This is a genomic window from Mycolicibacterium celeriflavum (genome assembly GCF_010731795.1).
GTDB classification, from domain to species: Bacteria; Actinomycetota; Actinomycetes; order Mycobacteriales; family Mycobacteriaceae; genus Mycobacterium; species Mycobacterium celeriflavum.
Map to the genome: position 1 here is coordinate 864,247 of NZ_AP022591.1, position 24,740 is coordinate 888,986.

22 protein-coding genes and 1 riboswitch are annotated in these 24,740 nt (G+C 67.7%); of the genes, 2 read left to right on the top strand and 20 right to left on the bottom strand.

The window, feature by feature from the left end; all coding sequences use genetic code 11:
- The first annotated feature begins 1 nt into the window (after position 1).
- A complete protein-coding gene (locus G6N18_RS04090; RefSeq protein WP_083004162.1) occupies positions 2 to 2,059 on the top strand; it encodes a substrate-binding domain-containing protein in 2,058 nt (685 codons plus the stop codon).
- Positions 2,060 to 2,113: 54 nt separating this feature from the next.
- On the opposite strand, the gene gcvP is transcribed toward G6N18_RS04090, so the two are convergent.
- The 13 genes from gcvP to G6N18_RS04155 all read right to left on the bottom strand — a co-directional run bounded on the left by gcvP (position 2,114) and on the right by G6N18_RS04155 (position 16,354).
- A complete protein-coding gene (gene gcvP, locus G6N18_RS04095) occupies positions 2,114 to 4,960 on the bottom strand; it encodes an aminomethyl-transferring glycine dehydrogenase (RefSeq protein ID WP_083004338.1) in 2,847 nt (948 codons plus the stop codon).
- A 181-nt stretch (positions 4,961 to 5,141) separates the two neighbouring features.
- Positions 5,142 to 5,239: riboswitch (glycine riboswitch) on the bottom strand.
- Positions 5,240 to 5,298: 59 nt separating this feature from the next.
- Positions 5,299 to 5,937 carry a MerR family transcriptional regulator gene (locus G6N18_RS04100; RefSeq protein WP_067214120.1) on the bottom strand — a complete coding sequence of 213 codons (639 nt, stop codon included), beginning with the start codon at positions 5,935 to 5,937 and terminating at the stop codon, positions 5,299 to 5,301.
- Positions 5,938 to 6,154: 217 nt separating this feature from the next.
- Entirely contained in the window at positions 6,155 to 6,649 is a 495-nt protein-coding gene (locus tag G6N18_RS04105) for a bifunctional nuclease family protein (RefSeq protein ID WP_059098552.1), read from the bottom strand.
- A gap of 60 nt (positions 6,650 to 6,709) precedes the next feature.
- Positions 6,710 to 7,444, bottom strand: a complete 735-nt coding sequence (gene ftsR, locus G6N18_RS04110; RefSeq protein WP_179962360.1) for a transcriptional regulator FtsR — start codon at positions 7,442 to 7,444, stop codon at positions 6,710 to 6,712.
- 32 nt (positions 7,445 to 7,476) lie between these two features.
- A complete protein-coding gene (garA, locus tag G6N18_RS04115; RefSeq protein ID WP_067214122.1) occupies positions 7,477 to 7,956 on the bottom strand; it encodes a glycogen accumulation regulator GarA in 480 nt (159 codons plus the stop codon).
- Positions 7,957 to 8,088: 132 nt separating this feature from the next.
- Complete coding sequence (gene gcvH, locus G6N18_RS04120; RefSeq protein WP_083004170.1) at positions 8,089 to 8,484, bottom strand: glycine cleavage system protein GcvH; 396 nt, start codon at positions 8,482 to 8,484, stop codon at positions 8,089 to 8,091.
- Between the two features lie 44 nt (positions 8,485 to 8,528).
- A complete protein-coding gene (locus G6N18_RS04125; protein ID WP_083004174.1) occupies positions 8,529 to 9,341 on the bottom strand; it encodes a DUF881 domain-containing protein in 813 nt (270 codons plus the stop codon).
- 81 nt (positions 9,342 to 9,422) lie between these two features.
- Entirely contained in the window at positions 9,423 to 9,755 is a 333-nt protein-coding gene (locus G6N18_RS04130; RefSeq protein WP_067214125.1) for a small basic family protein, read from the bottom strand.
- A 22-nt stretch (positions 9,756 to 9,777) separates the two neighbouring features.
- Entirely contained in the window at positions 9,778 to 10,692 is a 915-nt protein-coding gene (locus G6N18_RS04135) for a DUF881 domain-containing protein (protein ID WP_083004178.1), read from the bottom strand.
- Positions 10,689 to 11,315, bottom strand: a complete 627-nt coding sequence (locus tag G6N18_RS04140) for a CDP-alcohol phosphatidyltransferase family protein (protein WP_067214127.1) — start codon at positions 11,313 to 11,315, stop codon at positions 10,689 to 10,691. The genes G6N18_RS04135 and G6N18_RS04140 overlap by 4 nt, the downstream gene beginning before the upstream one ends.
- 9 nt (positions 11,316 to 11,324) lie before the next feature.
- The gene (gene secA2 / locus G6N18_RS04145) at positions 11,325 to 13,649 is read right to left on the bottom strand and encodes an accessory Sec system translocase SecA2 (RefSeq protein WP_083004341.1); all 2,325 of its coding nucleotides are present in this window, start codon (positions 13,647 to 13,649) and stop codon (positions 11,325 to 11,327) included.
- A gap of 91 nt (positions 13,650 to 13,740) precedes the next feature.
- Positions 13,741 to 14,571: a GNAT family N-acetyltransferase gene (locus tag G6N18_RS04150; RefSeq protein ID WP_083004182.1), complete on the bottom strand. Its 831-nt coding sequence runs from the start codon at positions 14,569 to 14,571 to the stop codon at positions 13,741 to 13,743.
- A gap of 130 nt (positions 14,572 to 14,701) precedes the next feature.
- Positions 14,702 to 16,354, bottom strand: a complete 1,653-nt coding sequence (locus G6N18_RS04155) for an acetolactate synthase (protein ID WP_083004186.1) — start codon at positions 16,352 to 16,354, stop codon at positions 14,702 to 14,704.
- Between the two features lie 111 nt (positions 16,355 to 16,465).
- Here G6N18_RS04155 and G6N18_RS04160 point away from each other — a divergent pair, with 111 nt between their 5' ends.
- Positions 16,466 to 18,382 carry an ABC transporter ATP-binding protein/permease gene (locus G6N18_RS04160; protein ID WP_407663574.1) on the top strand — a complete coding sequence of 639 codons (1,917 nt, stop codon included), beginning with the start codon at positions 16,466 to 16,468 and terminating at the stop codon, positions 18,380 to 18,382.
- On the opposite strand, the gene G6N18_RS04165 is transcribed toward G6N18_RS04160, so the two are convergent.
- The 7 genes from G6N18_RS04165 to G6N18_RS04195 form a co-directional block, all read right to left on the bottom strand.
- Complete coding sequence (locus G6N18_RS04165) at positions 18,379 to 19,854, bottom strand: FAD-binding protein (protein WP_083004343.1); 1,476 nt, start codon at positions 19,852 to 19,854, stop codon at positions 18,379 to 18,381. The genes G6N18_RS04160 and G6N18_RS04165 overlap by 4 nt on opposite strands.
- 8 nt (positions 19,855 to 19,862) lie before the next feature.
- On the bottom strand, positions 19,863 to 20,345 hold the full coding sequence (locus G6N18_RS04170) for a VOC family protein (protein WP_083004193.1): 483 nt from the start codon (positions 20,343 to 20,345) through the stop codon (positions 19,863 to 19,865).
- 49 nt (positions 20,346 to 20,394) lie between these two features.
- The gene (locus G6N18_RS04175) at positions 20,395 to 21,033 is read right to left on the bottom strand and encodes an SRPBCC family protein (RefSeq protein WP_067214133.1); all 639 of its coding nucleotides are present in this window, start codon (positions 21,031 to 21,033) and stop codon (positions 20,395 to 20,397) included.
- Positions 21,030 to 21,365, bottom strand: coding sequence for an ArsR/SmtB family transcription factor (locus G6N18_RS04180; RefSeq protein WP_083004197.1), 336 nt, complete (start codon positions 21,363 to 21,365; stop codon positions 21,030 to 21,032). The genes G6N18_RS04175 and G6N18_RS04180 overlap by 4 nt, the downstream gene beginning before the upstream one ends.
- 106 nt (positions 21,366 to 21,471) lie before the next feature.
- The gene (locus G6N18_RS04185) at positions 21,472 to 22,167 is read right to left on the bottom strand and encodes an Rv1815 family serine proteinase (RefSeq protein ID WP_083004200.1); all 696 of its coding nucleotides are present in this window, start codon (positions 22,165 to 22,167) and stop codon (positions 21,472 to 21,474) included.
- A 183-nt stretch (positions 22,168 to 22,350) separates the two neighbouring features.
- On the bottom strand, positions 22,351 to 23,769 hold the full coding sequence (locus G6N18_RS04190) for an NAD(P)/FAD-dependent oxidoreductase (protein WP_083004204.1): 1,419 nt from the start codon (positions 23,767 to 23,769) through the stop codon (positions 22,351 to 22,353).
- A 54-nt stretch (positions 23,770 to 23,823) separates the two neighbouring features.
- On the bottom strand, positions 23,824 to 24,738 hold the full coding sequence (locus tag G6N18_RS04195; RefSeq protein ID WP_067214178.1) for a sterol desaturase family protein: 915 nt from the start codon (positions 24,736 to 24,738) through the stop codon (positions 23,824 to 23,826).
- Positions 24,739 to 24,740: the final 2 nt, after the last annotated feature.

Below are 24,740 nucleotides of genomic sequence, written 5' to 3' on the forward strand. Positions count from 1 at the left end.
AGTGGGCAGGCACAGCAAACCGGATCCCGAAGATTCGGCAGGTGAGGAACGGTACGACGAGTCCCGGACCGAGCGATTCGACCGGTTCGGCGGGACCGATCCCGAGCGCGGTGCGGGCTTCTCCGGCGGCTCCGGCTATCCCGACGATCGTCCCGAGCCGCAGGACGTCCCGCTCGGTTACGGCCGCCCGGATGACTACGAGGACCACTCGGACTACGACGACGACGGATCCGAGTACCCCGAGTCGCAGAGCGGCTCGGCTCCCCCGCCGGGCGTTCCCCCCAGGGCGGGCCCGCAGCACAGCGGCGAATGGGAGGGCGGTGACTGGACCGGCAGCCATCGCGCGGTGACCGCCGGCAGGCGCGGCGTCAGCGTCGGCGTCATCGCCGCGCTCGTCGCGGTCGTCGTCGCCGTCGGCGCGGTCATTTTGTGGCGGTTCTTCGGGGACGCGCTGTCCGACCGCAGCGACCAGGCCGCGGCGCGCTGCGTGGACGGCGAGTTGGCCGTCGCGGTGGTCGCCGACCCGGCCATCGCCGCGCACATCCAGACACTGGCCGGCCGCTACAACGAAACCGCGGCCCCGGTCGCCGACCGGTGCGTGAAGATCGGCGTCAAACCGGCCGAATCCGACCAGGTGGTCAACGGGTTCATCGGTCCCTGGCCTGCCGAGCTCGGCGAAAGGCCGGCCCTGTGGATCCCCGGAAGCTCGGTGTCCGCCGCCCGGCTCGAGGCGTCCGCGGGTGCACAGACGATCGTCGACAGCCGGTCCCTGGTCACCTCGCCGGTTCTGCTGGCTGTCCGGCCGGAACTGAAGGGCGCTCTGGGGGAACAGAACTGGTCGACATTGCCGCGGTTGCAGACCAACCCGGCGTCGTTGGAGGAGCTGAACCTCCCAGGCTGGGGTTCCCTTCGCTTGTCGCTGCCGCTGGGCGGCGACAGCGATGCGTCGTATCTGGCCGCGGAGGCGGTCGCCGCGGCCTCGGCGCCGGCCGGAGCGCCGGCGAGCCAGGGCACGCGCGCAGTGAACACACTGGTGGCGAATCAGCCGAAGCTGGCGGACAAAAAGACCTCGACCGCGATGGATGCGCTGCTCAACGCGGCTGATCCGGCCACCGCGCCGGTGCACGCCGTCGTCACCACCGAACAGCAGCTGTACCAGCGCAGCGCCGGATTGCCGGAGGCGGGCAAGACGGTTGCCTCATGGCTGCCGCCCGGCCCACCGGCCGTCGCCGATTTTCCGACGGTGCTGCTGGAGGGCGACTGGCTGTCGCAGGAACAGAAGAGTGCGGCCAGCGAATTCGCCCGGTTCATGCGCAAACCCGAGCAGCTCGCCGAACTCTCCAAAGCCGGTTTCCGCGCCGAGGGTGCCACGCCGCCGGACAGCGACGTCGTCGACTTCGCTCCGCTGCCGGCTCCGTTGTCGGTCGGCGACAACGAGATGCGGGCGACGTTGGCCAACGCGCTGACGGCGCCGGCGGCGAACCCGGCCGTGACGATCATGCTCGACCAGTCGATGCCCACCGACGAGGGCGGCCAGTCCCGGCTCGAGAACGTTGTCGCCGCGCTGAACGCCCGGCTGCGCGCGCTGCCGGCGTCGGCGGCAGTGGGTCTGTGGACCTTCGACGGCACCGAGGGCCGCTCCGAGGTGAGCACCGGGCCGCTGTCCGAACAGGTCGACGGCGCCCCCCGTTCGGGGGCCCTGACGTCGGCGCTGGACGAGCAGTCCGCATCGGGCGGCGGGGCGGTGTCGTTCACCACGCTGCGTCTGGTCTACACCGAGGCGATGGCGAATTACCGCCAGGGGCAAGAGAACTCGATCCTGGTGATCACGACGGGTCCGCATACCGACCAGAGCCTGAACGGCGAAGGTCTGCAGGCCTACATCCGCGGCGCATTCGACCGGGCACGGCCGGTAGCGGTCAACGTGATCGACTTCGACTCCGACTCCGATCGCGAAACCTGGCAGGCCGTCGCCGAAGCCAGCGGCGGCAGCTACCAGAACCTGACGAGCTCCGCGGGTCCCGAACTCACCGAGGCGGTCGCCAGGTTTCTTGGCTAGTTCGGGCGCCGAACGTGGGTTAGCCGCACGCTTTTCGGCGGCGGGAGCGTGGAACTACGCGAAGGCCTCCACCGGCGGGCATGAACACACCAGGTTGCGGTCGCCGTACGCCCCGTCGATGCGACGCACCGGCGGCCACACCTTCGGCCGGAAGTTCCTACCGAGCGGATAGGCGGCCTGCTCGCGGGTGTAGGGATGGTCCCACTCGGCCATCAGCAGGCACTCCGCGGTGTGCGGCGCATTACGCAGCGGATTGTCGTCAACGGGCCACCCGCCCGAGCCGACCTGGTCGATCTCGGCGCGGATGGCGATCATCGCCTCGCAGAACGCGTCGACCTCGGCCAGGCTCTCGCTCTCCGTGGGCTCCACCATCAGCGTGCCCGCGACCGGGAAGCTCATCGTCGGTGCGTGGAAACCATAGTCCGCCAACCGTTTCGCGACATCATCGACGGTCACTCCGGTCTGCTTGGTGATCGCGCGGAGATCCAGGATGCACTCGTGGGCGACCATCCCGTTCTCGCCGGTGTAGAGCACCGGGTAGTAGTCATCGAGGCGGCGGGCGATGTAGTTGGCGGACGCGATCGCGGTCAGCGACGCCGCACGCAGTCCGCCGGCCCCCATCATCCGGATGTAGGCCCACGTGATCGGCAGGATCGACGCCGACCCGTACGGCGCCGCCGACACCGCGTGCTTCTGCGGGAGTTCGCCGGCCAGCGGGTGACCGGGCAGATAGGGCGCGAGGTGTTCGCGCACCGCGACCGGGCCCACCCCGGGACCGCCGCCGCCGTGCGGGATGCAGAACGTCTTGTGCAGGTTGAGGTGGCTGACGTCTCCCCCGAACCGGCCGGGCCGGGCCAAGCCGACGAGCGCGTTGAGGTTGGCGCCGTCGACGTACACCTGACCACCGACGTCGTGCACGGCCGCACAGATGTCGGCGATGTCGTGTTCGTAGACGCCGTGGGTAGACGGATAGGTGATCATCAACGCCGACAACCGATCGGCGTGCTCGGCGACCTTGGCCCGCAAGTCGTCGAGATCGACGTCGCCGTTCGTCCGGCACGCCACCACCACGACCCGCATCCCCGCCAGCGCGGCCGACGCCGCATTGGTGCCGTGCGCACTCGACGGGATCAGGCAGACGTCACGCTCCGACTGACCGCGTTCGGCGTGGTACGCCTGAATCGCCAGCAGACCCGCGTATTCGCCCTGCGAGCCGGCGTTGGGCTGCAGCGACACCGCGTCATAGCCGGTGATGTCGGTCAGCCACTTCTCCAGATCGGCGATCAGCTTGCGCAGCCCCGGGGTGTCCGAGGCCGGCGCGAACGGGTGTTGGCGGCCGAACTCCGGCCAGGTGACCGGCTCCATCTCCGCGGCCGCGTTGAGCTTCATCGTGCACGATCCAAGCGGAATCATGCTGCGGTCCAACGCAATATCCTTGTCGGCCAGTGACCGCAGGTAGCGCATCATCTCGGTTTCCGTGCGGTACCGCGTGAAGGCCGGATGGGTGAGAAACTCCGACGTCCGCGTCGTGATGCGCGGCCCGTCGAACGCCGAGTCCACCGGCGTCGCGCCGAACGCGGCCAGCACCGCCTCCACGTGGGCCGCGGTGGTGGCCTCATCGCACGACACGGACACGTGATCGTCGTCGGCCAACCAGACGTTGATCCCCCGCGCCTTCGCGGCGTCACGCACGGCGCCCGCCCGGCCGGGCACCCGGGCCAGCACAGTGTCGAAGAACGCCCGGTGCACAACGTCCACACCGGCCGCTTCTAGGCCGGCGGCCAGGGCTCGGGCGCGGTGGTGCACGCGGGTTGCGATCCCGGTGAGGCCGTCTGCACCGTGATAGCTGGCATACATCGCCGCCATCACCGCCAACAGCACCTGCGCGGTGCAGATGTTGCTGGTCGCCTTGTCGCGACGGATGTGCTGCTCGCGTGTCTGCAGCGCCAGTCTGAAGGCCGGCGACCCATCCGCATCTACGGACACCCCGACCAGGCGGCCGGGCAGCTGCCGTGCGTGTTTGGCGTGCACGGCCAGGTAGCCGGCGTGGGGTCCACCGAATCCCATTGGCACACCGAACCTCTGGGTGCTTCCGAACGCGACGTCGGCGCCGAGCTCGGCTGGCGGGGTGATCAGCGTCAGCGCCAGCAGGTCGGCGCCGACGGCGACCAGAGCGCCCCGCTCGTGCGCCTGCCCGACCAGTTCGGTCCAGTCATTGACGCATCCGCCGGCCCCGGGCAGCTGCACGATGACGCCGAAGAAGTCGCCGTCGGGCAGGCCCCGGGTGAGGTCGGCGCTGACGATCTCGATGCCCAGCGGCTCGGCGCGGGTGGCCAGCACGGCGGCGGTCTGCCGGTACACGTCGGTGTCCACGGCCAGTCGGTGCGACGGGCCACGCACAGCCCGGTGCATCAGGGTCATCGCCTCGGCGGCCGCCGTGCCCTCGTCGAGCATCGAGGCGTTGGCGACCTCGAGACCGGTCAGGTCGGTCACCATGGTCTGGAAGTTCAGCAGCGCCTCCAGGCGGCCCTGACTGATCTCCGGCTGATACGGCGTGTACGCCGTGTACCACGCGGGATTCTCAAGGATGTTGCGGCGCAACACCGGTGGCATCAGTGTGTCGAAATAGCCCTGGCCGATCATCGACACGGCCACCGTGTTCAGCGTGGCCAGCGAGCGCAGTTCGGCCAGCGCCTCCTCTTCGGTGGCAGGCGCGGGCAAGTGGTCGAGGCCGGGGGCCATGCCGTCGCTGGACAGCGCGTCGAGGATGGTCGATGGCAGTGCCTTTTCGGCGAGTTCGTCGAGCGAACCCATACCGATGGTCTTGAGCATCGTCGCGACCGCGTCGGCATCTGGGCCGATGTGGCGATCGGCGAAATTGGGCTGGTGGTGATCGAACACTGGGGGATGCTCCAGTCGCATAGAGAAACCGTGCGGGTTCCTCTCCCTCTGTCGTCGACCCGGACCGGGCGCCTGAGAGATTCGGCGCTCCCGGCCGCCACTTCCGGCGGCGAGAAATGCCTTTCCCCATGGGCGGGTAAGCGCCCCATATTCGTGGGCTTACCGCTTTCCAGAGGCATCGGGGCCTGGCGCGGTCCGGGGGCCTGAGAGGTTGACGGAGAGGTGTTGCTCCTTCGGCGTCCGTGACTGGCGGTCACGGAACTCTCCCGCACCAGGGCGATGCACGGGCGATTCTACCGCTCGCCGCGCCCGCCTACACGCTCAGCTGCGGGAAGAGGTCAGCCGATCTTGCGGTCGCGGTGCTTGCGCCGGGAGGCCAGCTCGTCCTCCGGCGCCGCGATCGACTCGCCGCCGTCGGCCCGCTCACCGGGAAAATCCGCGATTGCGCCGGTCAGCTCCCGCATGGCGCCTGACACGGCGATACCGAACACGCCCTGACCGCCCTGCAGCAGGTCGACCACCTCTTCGGCCGACGTGCACTCATACACCGTGGTGCCGTCGGAGAACAGCGTGATGTTGGCCAGATCGCGAACCCCGCGCTGACGCAGATGGTCCACGGCGACACGGATGTTGTGCAGCGAGATGCCGGTATCGAGCAGTCGCTTGACGATCTTGAGTACCAGGATGTCCTTGAACGAGTACAGCCGCTGGCTACCGGAGCCGGCCGCGCCGCGAATCGACGGCACGACGAGCGACGTCCGCGCCCAGTAGTCCAGCTGCCGGTAGGTGATGCCCGCGATCTGGCAGGCGCTGGGTCCCCGGTAGCCGACCAGCTCGTCGGGGACGGAGTCGTCGGGGAAGAGCCCCGCCTGCACGGGTTCTGTTGCCGACGATTCTTGGGGGGCCGTCTGTTCCGAATCCGCGGGGCCGCTAGCAGCAGTGAGATCCAGCTGCTCCTGACGTGGCGTGTCTCCCACTTCCAGATTCCTCTCGCCGATCGAACCCGCGTCTGTGACCTGCGTGGGCGCACATTCTGCCAAGCCCGAGTGTGTCGAGCATACGCTTCGCGCCGTGCCTTCGACTGCCCATCAGTGGTCCGGCCACCAAAGTATGGCTGCCCCAATCGCGGATGGGGAAAACGCGCGCCGCGTGTCGAAGCGACGAGACGTTTCCGTGACAAACGAACGCGTCCGGCTAGGTCGCCTTGAAATCGTCGGGCGAGACGCTGTCGAGGAACTCCTTGAACTTCTCCACCTCGTCCTCGCGCACTGCGCCCGCTGCCTCGTCGTCGTTCTCGTCGGGGATGATGAGGCCGGCCTCCGCCAACACCGCCTCCTCGACGTAAATCGGCACCCCCACCCGCAGCGCGATCGCCACCGAGTCCGATGGCCGCGCCGAAACCTTGATGTCGCGGTCGAAGATCAGGTCGGCGTAGAACGTGCCTTCCTGCAGGTCGACGATGCGCACCTCTTTGAGCGAATGACCAAGCGCAGCAATGACATCGCGAATCAGATCGTGCGTCAACGGCCGCGCCGGCTCGACGCCCTGCTGTTCGAGTGCGATTGCGGCCGCCTCTGACTGGCCGATCCAGATCGGCAGATACCGGTCGCCGTTGGACTCCCTCAGCAGCAGGACCGGCTGGTTCTGAGGCTGCTCCACGCGAATGCCGACCACACGAACCTCACCCATCTGTGTCTGCCCTCCGCGCCGAAGAAGCCAGCCTGTTAGCCATCGCTTCGAGTCTAATCCTCAGCGATCCAGTACGTCGCGCACCGCCGACTTGATCAGGGATGTGTGCAAAGTGATCGCCAGCGCCGCCACCTCACGTGCCAGGTCGTCGGCGCGGTCGCGGGCGCCGGCCTTGTTCGCCTTGACGATCGGTCCGGCGATCTGGGCGATCAGGTCGGACTGCCGGTCGGCCGCCGAGCGGAACGCCCGCAGATGCCGCGCCTCGACACCGTAGTCCGCGAGCGCGCGCGCACATTGCGCAATCACCACGGAGTGCTCGTCGAAGAATCCACCGGGGCCGGTGGTGATGATCCCGGCCTTCACGAGCGAACTCAGAAGCTCGTCGCCGACGCCTGAGCGGGCCAGCAGATCCTCCCGGGACAGCCGCACCTGCGTCGGAGCCACCGCCGACACCGCCCCGGCATCGCCGTCCGCCGCTACCGGTACCAGACGCGGCACCCCGTAGGCGGATCCGCTCTGGGGTAGCTCGCCGTCCGGCTGCGCGTCGAGCTGCGCCTTGATCACCTTCAACGGTAGGTACTGGTCACGCTGGGCGGTCAGGATGAACCGCAGGCGTGCACAGTCGTAGGCGGTGAACCGCCGATAACCCGACGCGGAGCGCTGCGGGGTGACCAGACCTTCGGCCTCCAGGAACCGGATCTTGGAAATGGTCACGTCCGGGAAGTCCGGTCGCAGCAGATCGAGGACCGCTCCGATCGACATCCCAGTCAGCGCGGGAGTGTCGGGTGCTGTCATCGTTACTCTTCGCGCAAACGCTGATCGGCCACTTAGCCGACCGCCCCGCCGTCGTCGCCTTTGGGCCCGGTCAGAAACACCAGGCGGAATTTGCCGATCTGCACCTCGTCACCGTTGGCGAGCACCGCGGAGTCCACGGGTTCGCGGTTGACGTAGGTGCCGTTGAGGCTGCCGACGTCGACCACCTGGAACTCGCCGCCTTCGAGCCGGAACTCGGCGTGCCGACGACTCACCGTGACGTCGTCGAGGAAGATGTCGCTGTCTGGATGCCGGCCGGCCGACGTGGTGGGCTGGTCGAGCAGGAACCGGGAGCCCGCATTCGGCCCTCGCTTGACGACCAGCAGCGCCGAACCGGCAGGTAGACCTTCGACGCCCGAGACGGCGCCCTCGGTGCCCGCCGTCGCCGGGGCGTCCAGTTCGTTGAGGAAGTCGGCGCGGAAGACCGATGTCGTTTCCACGGTGACTTCGTCAGACGTCTGGTCGGTCCCAGAATTCCGGTCGTTTTCCGTCACCCGCTGCTCCTAACTGGCTGCTGTGGCGATACCGCGTCTGATGTTGACCGTACCGCGCAGTGGACGCGATTGTGCCCACCACCGCCGGATCGGCCCTAGTTGGCGTCCGGTGTGCAGAACCCTAACAACCCGTCAATCGGTCACCGTGCTGCGGTAGCCGTCGGCATCAAGAAGCGCGCGCAATGCTTCCTCCAATGCGCCGGCGTCGGTCTGCAACTCGACCAGCCAACCCTCGCCGTAGGGGTCGGAGTTGACCAGCTGCGGGTTGCCCTCCAGATCACCGTTGACCGCAACCACTTTCGCGGTGACGGGGGCGTAGAGGTCAGACACCGACTTGGTGGACTCCACCTCGCCGAACGACTCGCCTGCCGTCACGTCGGCGCCGATGTCGGGCAGCTGGACGAACACGACGTCACCAAGCGCCGACTGGGCATAGTCGGTGATGCCGACCCGCACGGTGTCGTCGCCGGTGCGCAGCACCCACTCGTGTTCCTCGGTGTAGTGCAGGTCGGCTGGGATCTCGCTCACGGCGCTCCTCGTTCTTCAGCGTTCGGCTGGGCTGGCCACTGCCGTCATTTGACTGGCTGAGCGTATTGGCGCTGTTTCGGTTGCCGCAAGGCGGTCACGTCGACCCGGTCCGACTGTTGCACCGTCATGGTGCCGCCGACGCGTTCGACGCTGTCCATGGCGCCGCCGGGAATGGTCATCGCCGCGGCCAGCGTGGGTGGATCGCCAATGGCCAGAACGGAATACGGCGGTTTCATGGTCGCGTTGTCGACCACCAGGGCGCCGGGGTCGCCGACCACCCAGGTGTCGACGCCGACGCGCACCGAGGTCTGTTGGCCGGGACCCCCGCCGCGGATCTCCATGGCCTCGGCGCCGGCGTTGCGCAGCTCGTTGATCACGTCGAGCAGCGTTTCGGCGGGGACGCCGGGCGCGGTGTCGGTGATGGTCAGCGTGACGCCGGGACCGGTTGCGGGCACGGTGCCGATCAGGATGGACAGTGCGGCCAGCCGGGCCTGGGCGTTCTCGATGGCCGCCTGGTCGCTGCTGCCGGACGCCTGCAACTGCCCCAGTGTCCGCTGCAGATCGCTCACCTCGGTGTTCAGTGCGGCCTCCCGCTGCTGGAGCGAATCGAGCAGCACCAGCAGATCGGCGGGGCGGGCGGTCTCCAGCGCGTCGCCGGATTCGTTCTGCCGCACCTGGGTGACGATGGCCACGCCGAGCACGACACAGAGCAGCACCGCCAACACCCGAAAGATGAGCTGCGACCGCGTGCGCCGCTCTCCGCGCAACTCGTCGAGGTCGGGCGCGGGCGCATCGGGCGGCAACTCGTGGCGGCCGTGCTGCTCCGGCTGCTCGTGCTGCGGGGTGTGCTCACTCATGGGTCTATGCCTCGACTCGCACTCGCTCCGGTCCTCGCTCGTTCCTCGCTGCGATCCTCGCTCGCGTTCGTCTTCATGGGTCTAGGCGCCGAACAGCCTGCGCCGCAGGGCGGCTGCGTTGCCGAAGATCCGGATGCCGAGTACGACGATGATCGCCGTCGACAGCTGGGTGCCGACGCCCAGCTGGTCACCGACATAGACGATCAGCGCGGCGACCAACACGTTGAACACGAACGACACCACGAACACCTTCGAGTCGAAGATGCGCTCCAGATATGCGCGCAGCCCGCCAAAGACGGCGTCGAGCGCGGCGACGACCGCGATCGGCAGATACGGCTGGACGAAGTCGGGCACGTCGGGATGGAAGACCAGCCCGAGCACGATGCCGACGACAAGTGCGGCGATTCCGATCATGTATCTGACTTCATCTCTGTTTCTACGGCCCAATCTCCTTGGCGAAGTTGATTTCTCGGACGGAGGCAGCGGGCAGTTCGAGCCCGTCACCGGCGCTTACGCTGACCCCGACGCCGTAGGAGGCCTCCAAAAGTCGAAGACGTTGCAGGCCGGGGCTGCGATCGAACACGTCCTGCATCGCGTGTGGCGGTCCGATCGCGAGGACGACATATGGGCTGCTGATCGGTTGATTGTCGACCAGGATGCCGCCGCCCGCCTGTCGGACCGTCACATTGGGCCCGATCCGCACGCCGCCCACCGACAGCGCTTCGGCGCCGCTGACCCACAGCGAGTTGACGACCAGTTGAAGATCACGGTCCAGGATCACCTGCCGGCTGCCCGGTACTCGCGACTTCGAGACGTCGCTGAGGTCCGCGGACGCGCCCGGGTCGGTGACCGTGATCGTCAGGCCGGGGCCGATCACCGGTGTGGCTGCCGCGGCGAAGTTCGCCCCGTCGAGTCGTTCCAGGAGTTGCTGGCCGCGCGTATCACCTTCGAGGCGGTTGCGCCGTTCGTCGTCGACCTCGGCGGCCAGCGTGTCCCTGCGCGCCGCGATGGCCGCGGTGTCGGCTTCGGCCGTGCGCACGCTGCCGGCGAGCACCTGCTGTGTCTCGCGGACGCCCGGGGCGGTCGCGCGGGCCTGGGCCATCGCAACCGCGAACACCACCACCAACAGCAGCGCACCGGCCACCTGCCAGATCCGGGTCTGCCACCGGGGCCGCAGTCGGCCGGCGGCCTTGGCCTCGGCGGCCGCCGCGTACCCGGGGTCGAGGTGATCGGTCAGCAACGACCGCAGCAACGACGGCACCGGGATGAGGGTCGGCCGGTCCGCCTCGTGGGCGTTGCGACCCGCTTGCGGGTCGTAGCCGCCGAGCGTTCTGCGGAAACTCTGGGTCATCGCGACACCTTCGGCAGCTGTCGCACCACCATGCCCACCTGGAGCAGATACAGCAGACCGGACCACAGGTACATCGCCAGACCCCAGATCAGGAAGGCCCAGCCGATGGCCAGCACCACCCGGCTCCAGGTCGCGTCCCACTGGCCCAACAGGATCAGCGGCAGCCCGGACATCAACGCGAACGTGGCGGCCTTGCCGATGTAGGTGACCGGCAGCGCGGTCAGGCCGCGGCTGCGCAGCAGCGGCAGCGTCGCGGCCAGCACAGCGTCGCGGCCGATCAGCGTGAGGACGATCCACCACGGCAGCGAGCCGTGAATCGCCATGGCGATCGGCACCACGAGCATGTAGATGCGGTCGACGGCCGGGTCGAGCAACTCCCCCAGCCGCGACGACTGGTTGTCGACCAGCCGCGCGATCTTGCCGTCGGCCCAGTCGGAGAAGCCGCTGAACATCAGCACCGCCACGGCCCACGCGTTGGCGTGCACCACCAGCAGCAACCAGAGGAACACCGGCACCAACACCAGGCGCAGCACGCTGAGCACATTGGGCACCGTGAGTACCCGGTCGCGGGCCTGGCCCGTTTCGTCCGGCGGCGAGGGCGCTTGGCCGTGCGCCTCGGTCATGGACTCAACCTAGCGGAACACGCCCGGCAGGCTCAGCGCCGACAGCGAGTCGTCGGCGAGCGGGTTGTCGTGCACCATGTACGTCCACGTCGAGGTCGGTCGGGCCAGCTTGGAGAGGTCGACCCCGGGCTCGTCCTCGATCGACGGCGCGGTCTCGAACGTCTGCTGGGCCGCCTCGATCGCATCGGCGGCCAGCGAGGCGAACGCGTCGACAGCCATCCGGTGGAACTCGTCGATCGGTGTCTGGTTGCCCAGCGCTCGCAGGTGGATGCTCTCCCGGATGTCGGCCAGAAACGCCAGGTGGTCGGCCCACCCTCGGTCGAGGTGGAACAGCATGATCAGCCGGCAGATCTTCTCCAGCTTCTCCTCGCCGAGCCGCTCGACGACCTCCTCGTAGCGTTTCGGCGAGAGGTCGGCGATTTCCTCACGTGCGGTCGGCGTGCGCAGCAAGGTGTTTCGGCGTTCGACGATGATCGCGCGCTGCTGGGCGATCAGCTGGTTGTAGCGCCAGTTGTTGGCGTGGATGTCGAGCATCCGGCCTTCGGCGATGCGCTGCGCGTGATCCAACAAGGTGGCCGCCTTGGGGCTCACGACGCGACCGTCCTCGTCGCTGTCCATCGGAAGCTTGTTCGGTTCGAGGTGCGCGACCACCACGTCGTCTTCCCAACTGGAGAAGAACACCGACGAGCCCGGGTCGCCCTGGCGCCCGGCGCGACCGCGCAGCTGGTTGTCGAGCCGCTCGGTGTGGTGCCGACCGGTGCCGATGACGTGCAGCCCGCCGAGCTCGGCGACCTCATCATGGTCGGCCTCGTCGGAGCCACCGAGACGGATATCTGTGCCGCGGCCGGCCATCTGGGTGGACACCGTGATGCTGCCGAGCTTGCCGGCCTCGGCGATCACCGCGGCCTCCTCGGCGTCGTTCTTCGCATTGAGGACGACCGCGGGCATGCCCGCCTTCAACAGCTTCTCGTGCAGCTCCTCCGACTCGGCCACGTCGCGGGTGCCCACCAGCACCGGTTGCCTGGTCTCGTGGATCTCCTTGATGTGCTCGACGATCGCGTCGTTCTTGGCTGCCGCCGTGACGTACACGCGGTCGGTTTCGTCCTGGCGGATGTTCGGCTTGTTGGGGTCGATCGGCGAGACGCCGAGCTTGTAGAACTGGCGCAGCTGCTCGCCTGCGGCCAGCGCGGTGCCGGTCATGCCGCACACCGTCTGGTACCGGTTGACCAGCGCCTGCACCGTGATGGTGTCGAGCACCTCACCGGTCTCGGTCGTCTCGATGCCCTCCTTCGCCTCGACCGCAGCCTGCAGACCGTCGGGCCAGCGCTGCAGCTGGGCGATCCGGCCGCGGGAGGCGTTGATCAGATGTACGGCGTCGTCGCGGACGATGTAGTGCACATCGCGCTGCAGCAGCACATGCGCGTGCAGCGCCACGTTGATCTCGGTGAGCGTGGTGGCGACGTGCTCCTCGGAATACAGGTCGATGCCGCCGAGTTTGGCTTCCATCTTCAGCGCGCCGGTCTCGGTGAGATGCACGTTGCGACTGTCGGTGTCGGTGTCGTAGTCGACGCCCGGCGTGAGTTCGCCGACCATCCGGATGATCTCGACCTTCGGGGTCTCGCGGTGGCTGGTCCCCGCGAGCACCAGCGGCACCAGCGCTTCGTCGACGAGCACGGAGTCGGCCTCGTCGATCAGCGCGACGTCGGGGTTCGGTGAGACGAGATCGTCCACGTCGGTGACCAGCTGATCGCGCAGCACGTCGAAGCCGATCTCGTTGACCGACGCGTAGGTGATGTTGCACTTGTAGGCCGCGCGGCGCTCGTCGGCCGTCGAGCTCTCGGTGATCCAACCGACGGTCAGGTCCAGCGCCTCCAGCAGCGGGCCCATCCACTCGGCGTCGCGGCGCGCCAGATAGTCGTTGATGGTGATGACGTGCACGCGCCGACCACCCAGCGCATAACCGGCCGCCGCGATCGCGCCCGACAGGGTCTTGCCTTCACCGGTGGCCATCTCGACCACGTCGCCGGCGAGCATCCGCAGTGCACCAAGCAGCTGCACATCAAAAGGACGGAGCTGGGTCGTCCTTTCGGCCGCCTCCCTGGCGATCGCAAGGAACTGCGGAATGTCGGTGGACTCGGCGAGGTCGTCGAGGTTCAGCAGCTTGGCGGCCTTGCGCAGTTGCTCGTCGTCGAGCGCCGCGGCCTTCTCGTCGAACTCCGCCGAGCCGCGCACCTCGGCCATCGACTGGGCCTGGTCCCGGTCGGTGCTGGCGCCGAGCAGCCGCCAGAATTTACTGCTGACACGACCTGAATTGCGGGTCTTCGTCTTCGCCACACCGCTACCGTACGCGTCCCTTTTTGGCGCGAGCGTGCGCGTCAGCGCACCGACACGCCGCAATTCGGCAGCAGTCTGCGCACCCTCGTGATCAGTCGACAGTGCGGAAATCGATGCGCACGAAGTCCGACACCGCGTCGAAGCCGATCTTCTGGTAGATCGCGTTCGACGTCGGATTGGCCAGGTCGGTGAACAGCACGACACCGGCGTCGCCGCGATCCAGCGCGGCTTGTGCGGCCGCGGCGGTGACGGCCGAGCCGTAGCCGTTTGCCCGGCGGTTCGCGGGTGTGAAGACCGGACCGATGCGCGAGACCCCGGCCGCGGCCGAGCGCAGCAGCGCCATGCTCACCGGCGTGCCGTCGACGTCCCACAGCACGAACCGATCGCCGCGAGCGGTCGCGGCGTCGACGAATTCGCCACCGGCGGTGTCGGGATGTCCGAATGCCTCCTCGATGAACAGCTCCACCCAGTCGCTCAGCACTGCGCGGTCCCTGTCGTCTGCCCTGCGGGACGAACCCGCGACACCCGCCGGCGGTTGCAACGCGCCGAGCCGGTACAGCCGCTCCTCGAGCGCGACTGCGCCTGATCGACCCGTGCCTTCCCTCCAGGCGTCGGCGAATGCGGTGGCGGCGTCCCGGGTACCCCGCACGCCCGTCAGGCCGGGACGCCTATCCGCGACCTCGCGGGCGACGACATCGATGTGCTCGAGTGGAATACCGTTGCATGTCAATGGATATGGAGGCGTCTGCAGTGCAACACCGGCGATGTCCGAATCCTTCCACAGGGACAGCAGCAGCGCGTCGTCCGGCAGTGCGGCCGGTAGGACGGTCAACTCGATCGTGTTGGCGATCGGGTCTCGGCGATACACCGGTTCTGCGATCGCCACAAATTCGGCGGCTGAGTCGTGAAAGCGCACCTCCATGACTCCAGCATGGGTGCGAATCTCGAACGCGTCGACTGATTTTCGTCGCGCTCACGCGGCGGCGACGGTGCGTGAAGTGCTGAAAATGGGCGGCGTGTCGTGTGCAAACACGCACGCTCGCGGCAAAAAGCTACGCCAGGTTCGACCGGCGCGGGTAAGCCACCGTCGGATCGGTCAGCGCGTTGACCACTGCGGGCAGGCTCGAGGAAAACGCCCGCTCCAGGGCGGGTCGCAGCTCGGCGGGCGTCGCCACCAGTTCGCCGTGCCCGCCCAGAGCGGTGACCACCTCGTCGTACCGGGTGCCCGGCCGCAGTTCGGCCACCACGGAATACCCATACAACATCTCCATGGGGTGCTTCTCCAGCGCCCAGATGCCGTTGTTGCCGATCACCGACACCACCTGAACCCCGTGCCGTACCAACGTATCCCACTCCATGCCGGAGAACCCGAACGCGCCGTCGCCCTGCAACAACACCACCTGCCGGTCCGGCCGGGCCAGCTTGGCGGCCAGGGCGTATCCGGGTCCCGAGCCCAGACAGCCGAACGGGCCGCTGTCGAGCCAGGCGCCGGGCACGTAGCTGTCGATGAGGCGACCCGCGTATGAACCGAAGTCGCCCGCGTCGATCACCACTATCGCGTCGCGGTCGAGCATCGTGTTGAGCTCCGCGTACACCCGCATCGGGTGCAGCGGCGTGCGGTCGTCACGAAGTTCGTCAGCCTCGGCGGTGCGCGCCGCGGTCTCCACTGCGCGAAGATCCGCGATCCAGGCTTCGTGGTCGGGTGTGGCGGCCGCCGAGAGCGCAGACAACGTCGCGCTGAGGTCACCGAACAAGCTGGCGGCAACTGGTCGCGCGGGTGGCCGCTCGGGGGCGACGCGGTCGACGGCGATCAGCGTGGTGTCGGCTCCGAACACGCCCCCGAAGCCGAGGCGGAAGTCCATCGGTACGCCGATCACCAGCGCGACATCGGCTTCCTTCAACGCCTTCGACCGTGCCCGCGAGAACGCGAGCTGGTGGTCGGCGGGTACGACGCCACGGGCCATTCCGTTCATGAGCACCGGAATGCGCAGCGACTCGGCCAGCTTCAACAGGGCGGTCTCGGCGTGGCCCCACCAGACGTTTGTGCCCGCCATGATGACCGGCCGCTGCGCCCCGGCCAACAGCCGCACGGCGGCTTCCACCGCAGCCCCGTCGGCGTGCACCACCGCAGGAGGCCGGCTCAGCGCTCCGGGGCCGCCGGTGTCGGTGGCCTCGCTGAACACGTGGTCCATCGGGAAGTCGACGAACGACACCCCCGACGACGCTCCACCGACCCCGACCGCTGCCCGCAGCGCGTCGTCGATCAGCCGCCCGACGGCGTCCGGCGACTCCGCGGTGGCCGCGAACCGGGTCAACGGCGCGACGAACGGGACGTGGTCGATCTCCTGCAGGCTGCCCTGCCCCCACCGCAGCGCCGGCGCGCGACCGCCGAGGATGACCAGCGGCGACTGGTTCTGCTGTGCGGCGGCCATCGCGCTCATGCCGTTCGTGACTCCGGGACCGGCAGTCAACGCCGCCACGCCCGGCACCCGCGTCACCTTCGACCAGCCCTCCGCGGCGAACGCGGCGGTCTGCTCATGGCGGGTGTCGATCAACCTGATGCTCTCCGCCCGGCAGCCGTCGTAGATGGAGAACAGGTGCCCACCCGAGAGCGTGAAGACGGTGTCGATGCCGCTGGCCCGCAACCGCCGGGCGATCAGGTGTCCGGCGTTCACCGCAGCAGGAACCGGAGCGTCGGTGCTCATGGTGGCAGCATAGAGAGCCGCAGTGGTTGGGGGTCGGCGCGCGACCGGCAGTGAGCCCGGCGCAGCGCCTCCGACAGGTTGTCGAGGTACCTTGCCCGAATGGAAGAGGGAATGTTCGCCCCGACGCTGGACTGGGGCAACGAGCTTCTGGCGTCGCTGACATGGATCGCCCAGGCGTGGGCGATCGCGGCGGTGTGCACCCTTGTGATCCTCGTGCTGATCGCCCGGTTCACGGATTGGGGCAGGCAGTTCTGGCGCATCACCGGCGACTACTTCAAGGGCCCGGAGAGCGTCACGGTGTGGCTCTGGCTGGCGGTGATCCTGCTTTCGGTGATCATCGGTGTCCGACTCTCGGTGCTCTTCACGTATCAGGGCAGCGACATGATGACCAGCTTCCAGGTGGTGGCTGCGGGCATCGGCAACGGCGACGACGCGATCAAGGAATCCGGCAGAAACGGGTTCTGGCTGTCGATGCTCGTCTTCTCGATCCTGGCCGTCATGCACGTCGCGCGGATCATGTTGGACCTGTTCATCACGCAACGGTTCATGCTGGCCTGGCGTGTCTGGTTGACCGACCGGATGACCGGGGACTGGCTCGACGGCAAGGCGTATTACCGGGGCCGGTTCATCGACCAGACCATCGACAACCCCGATCAGCGCATCCAGCAGGACATCGACATCCTCACCGCCGGCGTCGGCGGACTACCCAACACCCCGAACAACACCTCGACCTCCACGCTGCTGTTCGGCGCCGTCAACGCCGTCGTCTCGATGATCTCGTTCACCGCGATCCTGTGGAACCTGTCGGGAACGCTCACCCTTCCGCTGATCGAGACCGAAGTGCCGAAGGCGATGTTCTGGATCCTGTTGGGATACGTGCTGTTTGCGTCCGTCATCGCGTTCTGGGTCGGCAGGCCGATCATCTGGTTGTCGTTCAACAACGAGAAGTTCAACGCCGCGTTCCGCTACGCACTGGTGCGGCTGCGCGACGCGTCCGAAGCGGTCGCGTTCTATCGCGGGGAAATCGCCGAGCGCACTGGGCTTCGCCGACTCTTCGCCCCCGTGGTGTCCAACTACAAGCGCTACATCAACCGGATGATGGGCTTCTACGGCTGGAACCTGTCGATGGATCAGATCATCGTGGTGCCGCCGTATCTGCTCCAGTTCCCGCGGTTCTTCAACGGCGAGATCACGCTCGGTGCGATGAGTCAGACGGCGTCGGCGTTCGGCAACATCGAGCAGGGCCTGTCGTTCTTCCGCAACGTGTATGACCAGTTCGCGGGCTACCGCGCCGCGATCATCCGGCTTCACGGTCTGGTCAACGCCAACGATGAGGGCCGGGAGCTACCGGAGATCACGACCACCCCGGCCGCCGACGGCACCGTCCGACTCGATGACATCGAGGTCCGCACCCCGGACGGCAGGCAGCTGATCAACCCGCTCGACCTGCGGCTGGAGGTTGGCGAGACGCTGGTCGTCACCGGCCCGTCCGGCGTAGGCAAAACCACGCTGCTGCGCAGCCTCGCGGAGTTGTGGCCGTTCACCTCCGGCACGTTGACACGGCCGTGCGGGCCGAACGAGACGATGTTCCTGTCGCAACTGCCCTACGTGCCGCTGGGGGACCTACGCGCCGTGGTCAGCTATCCGAACGAAGGAGGCGCGATCGAGGACCGAGAGTTGGAGCGCACGCTCGAAGCGGTGGCACTGCCCCATCTCATCGGCCGCTTGGACGAGGTTCAGGACTGGGCCAAGGTGCTCTCCCCCGGCGAGCAGCAGCGCATCGCATTCGCGCGCATCCTGCTGACCAGACCGAAAGCGGTGTTCCTCGACGAGTCGACGTCCGCGCTCGACGAAGGGGTGGAGTTCCTGCTCTACCAGTTGGTGCGGACACGACTGCCGGACACGATCCTGGTCAGTGTCAGCCACCGCAAGACGGTCGAGCAGCATCACAGCCATGAGCTTGAACTTCTCGGTGAGGGCGAGTGGCGTTTCAGTCGCATCGGGGGCGACGAACCGGTACCGGTCTAACGCTCGGCGGCATATGCGCCCGCGCGCCTGCCGAAGAACGAGCCCTCGCCGAGCTGGGTTCCGCTGGCGTAGCCCTTGCCGTCCTGGGCGATGTTCGACGCGCACGCGCCCGCGGCGTAGAGGCCGGGAACCGCCGAGCCGTCCTCGCGCAGCACCTCGCCGTCGATCGACACCGCCAGCCCACCCATGGTGAATCCCGAGTACATCGCCCGGCCCAGTGACAGGTCGAATACCGCGTACGGTCCTTTGTCTTGCACGGCAACGTATTCCGGTTGTTTGTGAAAGTCCGGGTCCTCGCCGCGGGCGGCGTGCTCGTTGTAGCGGTTCAGCGTCGCCACCAGCTTGCCATCCGGAATGCCAAGCGCGGCTTCGACTTCCTCGATCGTCTCCCACCCGTCGAGGAACTTGATCAGCGGCATCTCCGGCATCTCCATGTGCGCCTCGTCGACGATCAGGTACGCCGTCTGCTCCGGCTGCTCCAGGACGAACGCCGATGTGCGCGAGTGGTAGGAGTCCTCGGCGACGAACCGCTCACCGTTCTTGTTGACGATGATGCCGGTGAGCAGGATTTCGGGCGGGTAGGCGGCGGCGGTGATGAACAACTGGTCCAGGTTCTTGGCGACGCCGCCCGCCGAGATCCCCAACCGGATGCCCAGCCCGTCGTCGTTCGGGTTGCCGAGGATGTAGGGCTCAACCTCGCCGTGGTGCTTGGTCTTTCGCTTCTGGCCCAGTGCCGGCGTGTACTGCGCCACCATCGCCGGGTTCATCGCGAACCCGCCCGCGGCGATGACGACGGCCTTGGCCCGCACGAATCCCGTCTCGCTGAAGTGCTTCCACTGCACGCCCACGACGCTGCCCTCCTCGACCACCAGATTGGTGGCACCGGTCTCGTAGCGGATCTGCACGCCGAGATCGGCGGCGCGCTTGACCAACAGGTCGATCACCATCGCCGCGCCGCCCAGTTCCCCCGGCACCGGGACCGAGTGGCCGCGCGGCGCGGGCTTGGCCTGTTCACAGAACGGCCACACCTTCTCGTTGCCCGTGTACGACAGGCCCTCGGTGCCCGGCGGAACCACCACCTTGCCCGGGTAGTAGCTGCGCTCGAACTCGAAGCCGAGGGCCTCCAGCCACTCGAAGTGTTCGACGCTGCCGTCGCAGTACGCGCGGATCTTGTCGTGCTCGGGCTCGCGTGACATCGCGACCAGGTACTTGTACATCTCCTCCGGGCTGTCGTCGTGGCCGGTCGCCCGCTGCACGGCGGTTCCGCCACCGAGGTAGAAATGTCCGCCGGCCATCGACGTCGTGCCGCCCGCGTCGGCGGCCTTCTCCAGGACCAGCACCCGCGCGCCCCCGGCGGCGGCGGTGACGGCCGCGCACCCGCCCGCGATGCCGAAGCCGATCACCACGACGTCGGCCTCGTCGGACCATGTCGTCACATCGGCCGCGGCTATGGTGTCGGGGGCGTCGGGAATCTGGGTGTTCACTTCTGCTCCTGTTTGATGTATTCGAAGAATGCCTTGATTTCGTCTGGGATGTAGGCGATCTCGACGTAGGGCACGCCGGCCGCCGGCGCGGCGACATAAGCGAATTGCATCCCGCCGGGCATCACCCCCGCAGCGACGACCTCGTCGGCGTCGGCAAGCGCGCCGTCGAACTCCTCGACGGAGGATTTCTCGACGCAGATGTGGTGCAGCCCAGGCCCGGCGGCGTCCAGATACTCGGTGTAGACGCTGTGCCCGGACACCGGTGAGATGAGCTCCAACTGCGTGTCACCGGCGTAGCTCAGCGAGATGCTGGCAACGAAGTCCGCCGGTTCACCGCGGAAGGTGCACGTATCCGGCGCGAAGTGGACGTCGGGCATGCGCACCCACTTCTTGGCGCCCAACAACGTGGTGAGCGCCCGTTCGGTCGCATCGAGGTCCCGCGTCACCCACGCAATCTGGACAGGTGTCTGGGCAAGCATCGGGTCGAGGATATCCGCGCCCGGCCGCGAAGGCTAGAACGTGTTCTAGTTACTCCTCGCCGTAGTAGGCCTTCAGGCACCGGTCGGCCGAGCCGCGCGCGATGTCGGGGTCCTCGCCGGCGACGACGTTGGCGGCGTACCACTGCTCGCCGGACAGTTTGAGGAAGCGGCGCCCGTCTTCGGTGGTCGTCCACTCCTGCCCTTCGGCGGGGTCGACGGACTCGCCGGTGTCCAGGTGCAGGGCGAGGCCCAGCAGCATGGAGTCCCAGCCCATGCCGACGGCGCCGGGCCCGAACTGGCGCCAGGTGTCGTCGTCCACCTGTGCGATGTGCTCGACCACCAGACGGGCCCGGTCGACGCCCTCGCTGACGACGCTGACGTCGATCCAGCTGACGCTGCCCATGCTCTCCCAGGTGGCGGTGAAGTTCTTCGGCGGATCGCAGGTCAGCACCGTGCCGTTGGCGTGACCCTGTAGCTGGTAGGAGCCGCCGAGTTTCAGCTCCCCGGAAACCGGCAGGAACCACCGCTCGATGCGTTCGGCGGTGGTGACCGCGTCCCAGAGGTCCTCCTGGTCGGTGTTGTAGACCTGGCTGATGGTCACGACGCGGGCCTCCCCCGACTCGATCGTGCGGGTCCCGACGGTGCGCCTGACCGCGTTGATTTGATGGTCGACGTCGATGTCCTTCATGGAGCCTTCCTTCGTTGTCGTTTTCCGCGGGCGATCTCGGTGCCGAGCGCATTCAGCGGTGGTGTCCAGAAGCGGCGGAACGCATCAAGCCACTGGTCGACGTCCTTCAGCGCTGTGCCGTTGACCGCGTAAAGCCGGCGTTGCCCGTCCGGACGTACCGATGTGAAACCGTTGTCGCGCAAAACTTTCAGGTGCTGCGAGACGGCCGGTTGCGTGATCGCGAACTCCTCGGAGATGGCGGCGCCGATCGCGCCGGCCGACATCTCGCCATCCGCGAGCAGTTCGAGGATGCGCCGGCGCACCGCGTCCCCGAGGACGTCGAACGCGTGCACTCGTTAAAGATAAAGGCAGTACTTATATAAGTCAAGGCTTAAAACACTGGCGTCGGCGAACCGGACACCGCCGGCGCGGCGACGATCCCGAAAGTGAGTTGCTGCGTTACGGCGCCGAACCGCCGCCGAGGCTCGCCGACGCGGCGGAGATGACGTCTTCGCTCGCCTGCTGCCTGGCCGTGTGCCACGACACCGCGGCGGGATACCGGCCCCAGGTGCTGTTGAACATGCCGATGAGCGCCGCCCGGTTGTCGGGGGTGATGACATACACCGGCCCGCCGGAGTCGCCCTTCTGGCTGACCACGCCGTTGGCCATGGTGAACCAGCCGTTGTTGACCGCCTCGACGTTGCCGCAACTCTCACCGGTGACCACGCCGAAATGGCACACCGGTTGCCCGGGTGCCGGCACCACACCGGGATCCGACACCAGCACCCTGCCGCCGGGCAGGACGTTGTTCACCGCGACGTCGGGTGACAGCGCGATCGCCTCCCAGTCGGCGATCTGATGGTTGGTGTCCACGGTGGCGCCGTTGGGCGTGTTGTCACGGAACACGGTCTGCATGCCGATGAGGTTGCCGTCCCGGTCCCGGACCGGCCCACTGCCCCGGCAGTGCCCGGCGGTGAACGCGATCCTCGCCTGCGGGTCGACGTAGCCCAGCGTGCAGACGTTGGTGTCCTGGCGGATCTCCATGCCGGGGTAGACCAACACACCCGGGGTCGCCTGCGCGGGCGGCGAACCGAGCGCGAGCGCCGCGATCGGGGCGGCCGCGGCCACCAGTAAGCGTTTCCATGGTCGGCGCACCGTCGCCTCCGCTCCTCGGGCCAATAAAGCCTCGGGCACCCGCGTGTTGCGGACTCCATATACCCGGGCGAGCATGCGGAAAACCGCACCCGATGCGGAGCAACCACTCGACGATGGTCCCGTCACTTGCCCATCGGCGAAGATCACCGTCGTGTTACGCCCCGGCCGCATTTTCGCCACGGGCTAGGAATCAAACCCTACGCCGAGCGCATCGAGCATCCGCAAGAAAACGTTGCGGCGCCCGGCTGCATGGTCGGCACGGTCCAGTGACCAGCGTGTCGCTCCGATGGCGAGGCTCGCCAGCGGCTCCGGCGGAAACGGCAACGGCCGCTCGCGCACCATCTGCAGTTCCGTGCGCGCAGTGGGCCGGCCGTCGAGCAGGTCGAGACACACATCGGCGGCGAACCGCGACGCGCCCACCCCCAGCCCGGTGAACCCGTTGACGTAGGCGACGCGGCCGTCCCTGGCCAGTCCCCAGTGCGCGCAGAACCGGCTGTTGGTGTCGATCGCACCGGCCCAGCGGTGGCTGAAACGGACGTCGTCGAGCTGCGGAAAGGTGAGGAAGAAGTGTGCGGCCAGCCGCCGGTACGTCGCCGGTCGGTCCTCGTATCCGGGGTTGACCCTGCGGCCGAAATGGTAGACCGCGTCGTAACCGCCCCACACCATCCGGTTGTCCTTGGTGAGGCGGTAGTAGTGGAACCGGTTGGCACAGTCGCTGATCCCTTGTTGGTCGCGCCAGCCGATGCGGTCCAGCTGGGCGTCGGTGAGTGGCTCGGTGGCCAGCACGTAGTCGTACACCGGGACCGTGTGCAGCCGGTTGCGCTTGAGCAGGCTCGGAAAGACGTTCGTGGCCAGCACCGCCCGCCGGGCGGTGATCACCGCGGGGCCGCTCTGTACCCGAAGGCCCACCCCACCGGAGTCCAGTCGGGTGGCGTTGGTGTGCTCGTAGATGCGCACGCCGGCGTCGTGGCACGCCGCGGCGAGCCCGAACACCAGCTTGGCGGGGTGCACCAACGCACAGGTGTCGGCGCTGAACAGCCCCGCGAGGTAGGTCGGCGACTGAACTTCGCTCTGCACTTGTGCCCTGTCGAGGAACCTTCCCTGCCCGTCGGCCGCGGCCCGGCGCAGCCAGTCGACCTGGTGAGGTTCAGTGGCGACGGTCAGCATGCCCGTGCGTTGCCATTCGACATCGGTACCCAGCTCCCGCATCTCGGCCTGCATACCGTCGAGATTGTCCCGCCCCATCGCCTCGAGTGTGTGAATCTCGCTGGGCCAGCGCGCTTTTCCGTTCGCGATGCCGTGGGTGAGGCTGGCCTCCACGAAGCCTCCGTTGCGGCCGGAGGCCGCCCATCCGATCCGATTGGCCTCGATCAACACGATCCGCTGGTTCGGGTTCCGCCGCGCGGCGTGCAGCGCTGTCCACAGCCCGGTATATCCACCTCCGACGACGACCAGGTCGCAGGTGACCGGCCGGGTCAGCGCCGGGTATTGCGGCCGAATTGTCGGACTGCCGGCATTCAGCCAGACCGAACCCGACGCGCTTGCCGCCAGCGAACGTTCGACCCGACCACGATCGACGGGGGCGTCGAAGACGGTGTCCACCTCGCGGACACTACGACGCCGACCGTCGCGACGCCGGTCGTTTCCGGCGCTGGCTCATGCGTTGAGCGCGGCGGATTCCTCCGCCGCGAGGCGCGGCTCGGCAGGAACCCAGCCCGGCGGGCCGAACATGTAGCCCACCTTGTCGCGCCATCGCGGTGCCCGTCGCACGTCGCGGGCGATCGCGACGTACTCGTGGGTCTGCAGCGTCCAGATGTTGTAGGTGTCGACCTGCTTGGTCAGGCCGTAGTGCGGGCGCACGGTCTCGGCGGCGAAGCTGCCGAAAATTCGGTCCCACACGATGAAGATGCCGCCGTAGTTCTTGTCGAGGTACTGCGGGTCCATGCCGTGGTGCACGCGGTGGTGTGAGGGTGTGTTGAAGACGAATTCGATTGGCGCCCAGAGCTTTCCGATCCGCTCGGTGTGAATCCAGAACTGGTAGATCAGATTGATCGAGAAGCTGGCGAAGACGATCCACGGAGGCACGCCCACCAGCGGCAGCAGCGCACGCAGGAACACGTCCCCGCTGATGTTCCACTTCTGCCGCAACGCGGTGGCGAAGTTGAAGTACTGGCTGGAGTGGTGCGCCTGGTGGGTCGCCCAGATCAGCCGGACCCGGTGTGCCATCCGGTGATAGACGTAGTAGAGCAAATCGACGCCGACGATCGCGATCACCCACGTGTACCAGGCGTCGGCGGGCAACTGCCACGGTGCGACGTAGACGAACAACGCCGCGTAGCCCAGCAGTGCGATGAAGTTCAGCACTGCGCTGGTGCCGATCGAGACCACGCCCATCCAGATGCTGGCCCACGCGTCGGACCGCTGATACGCCCCGGCCGGTGCGCGCTCGGATCCCGATGTCCCCGCCGAAGCGGCTCCGACCTCCTCATGCGCCAGCCGCCGGGCGGCGGTCCATTCGATGACCAGCAGCAGCAAGAAGAACGGCACCGCGAACGTCACGGGGTCGTGCATCA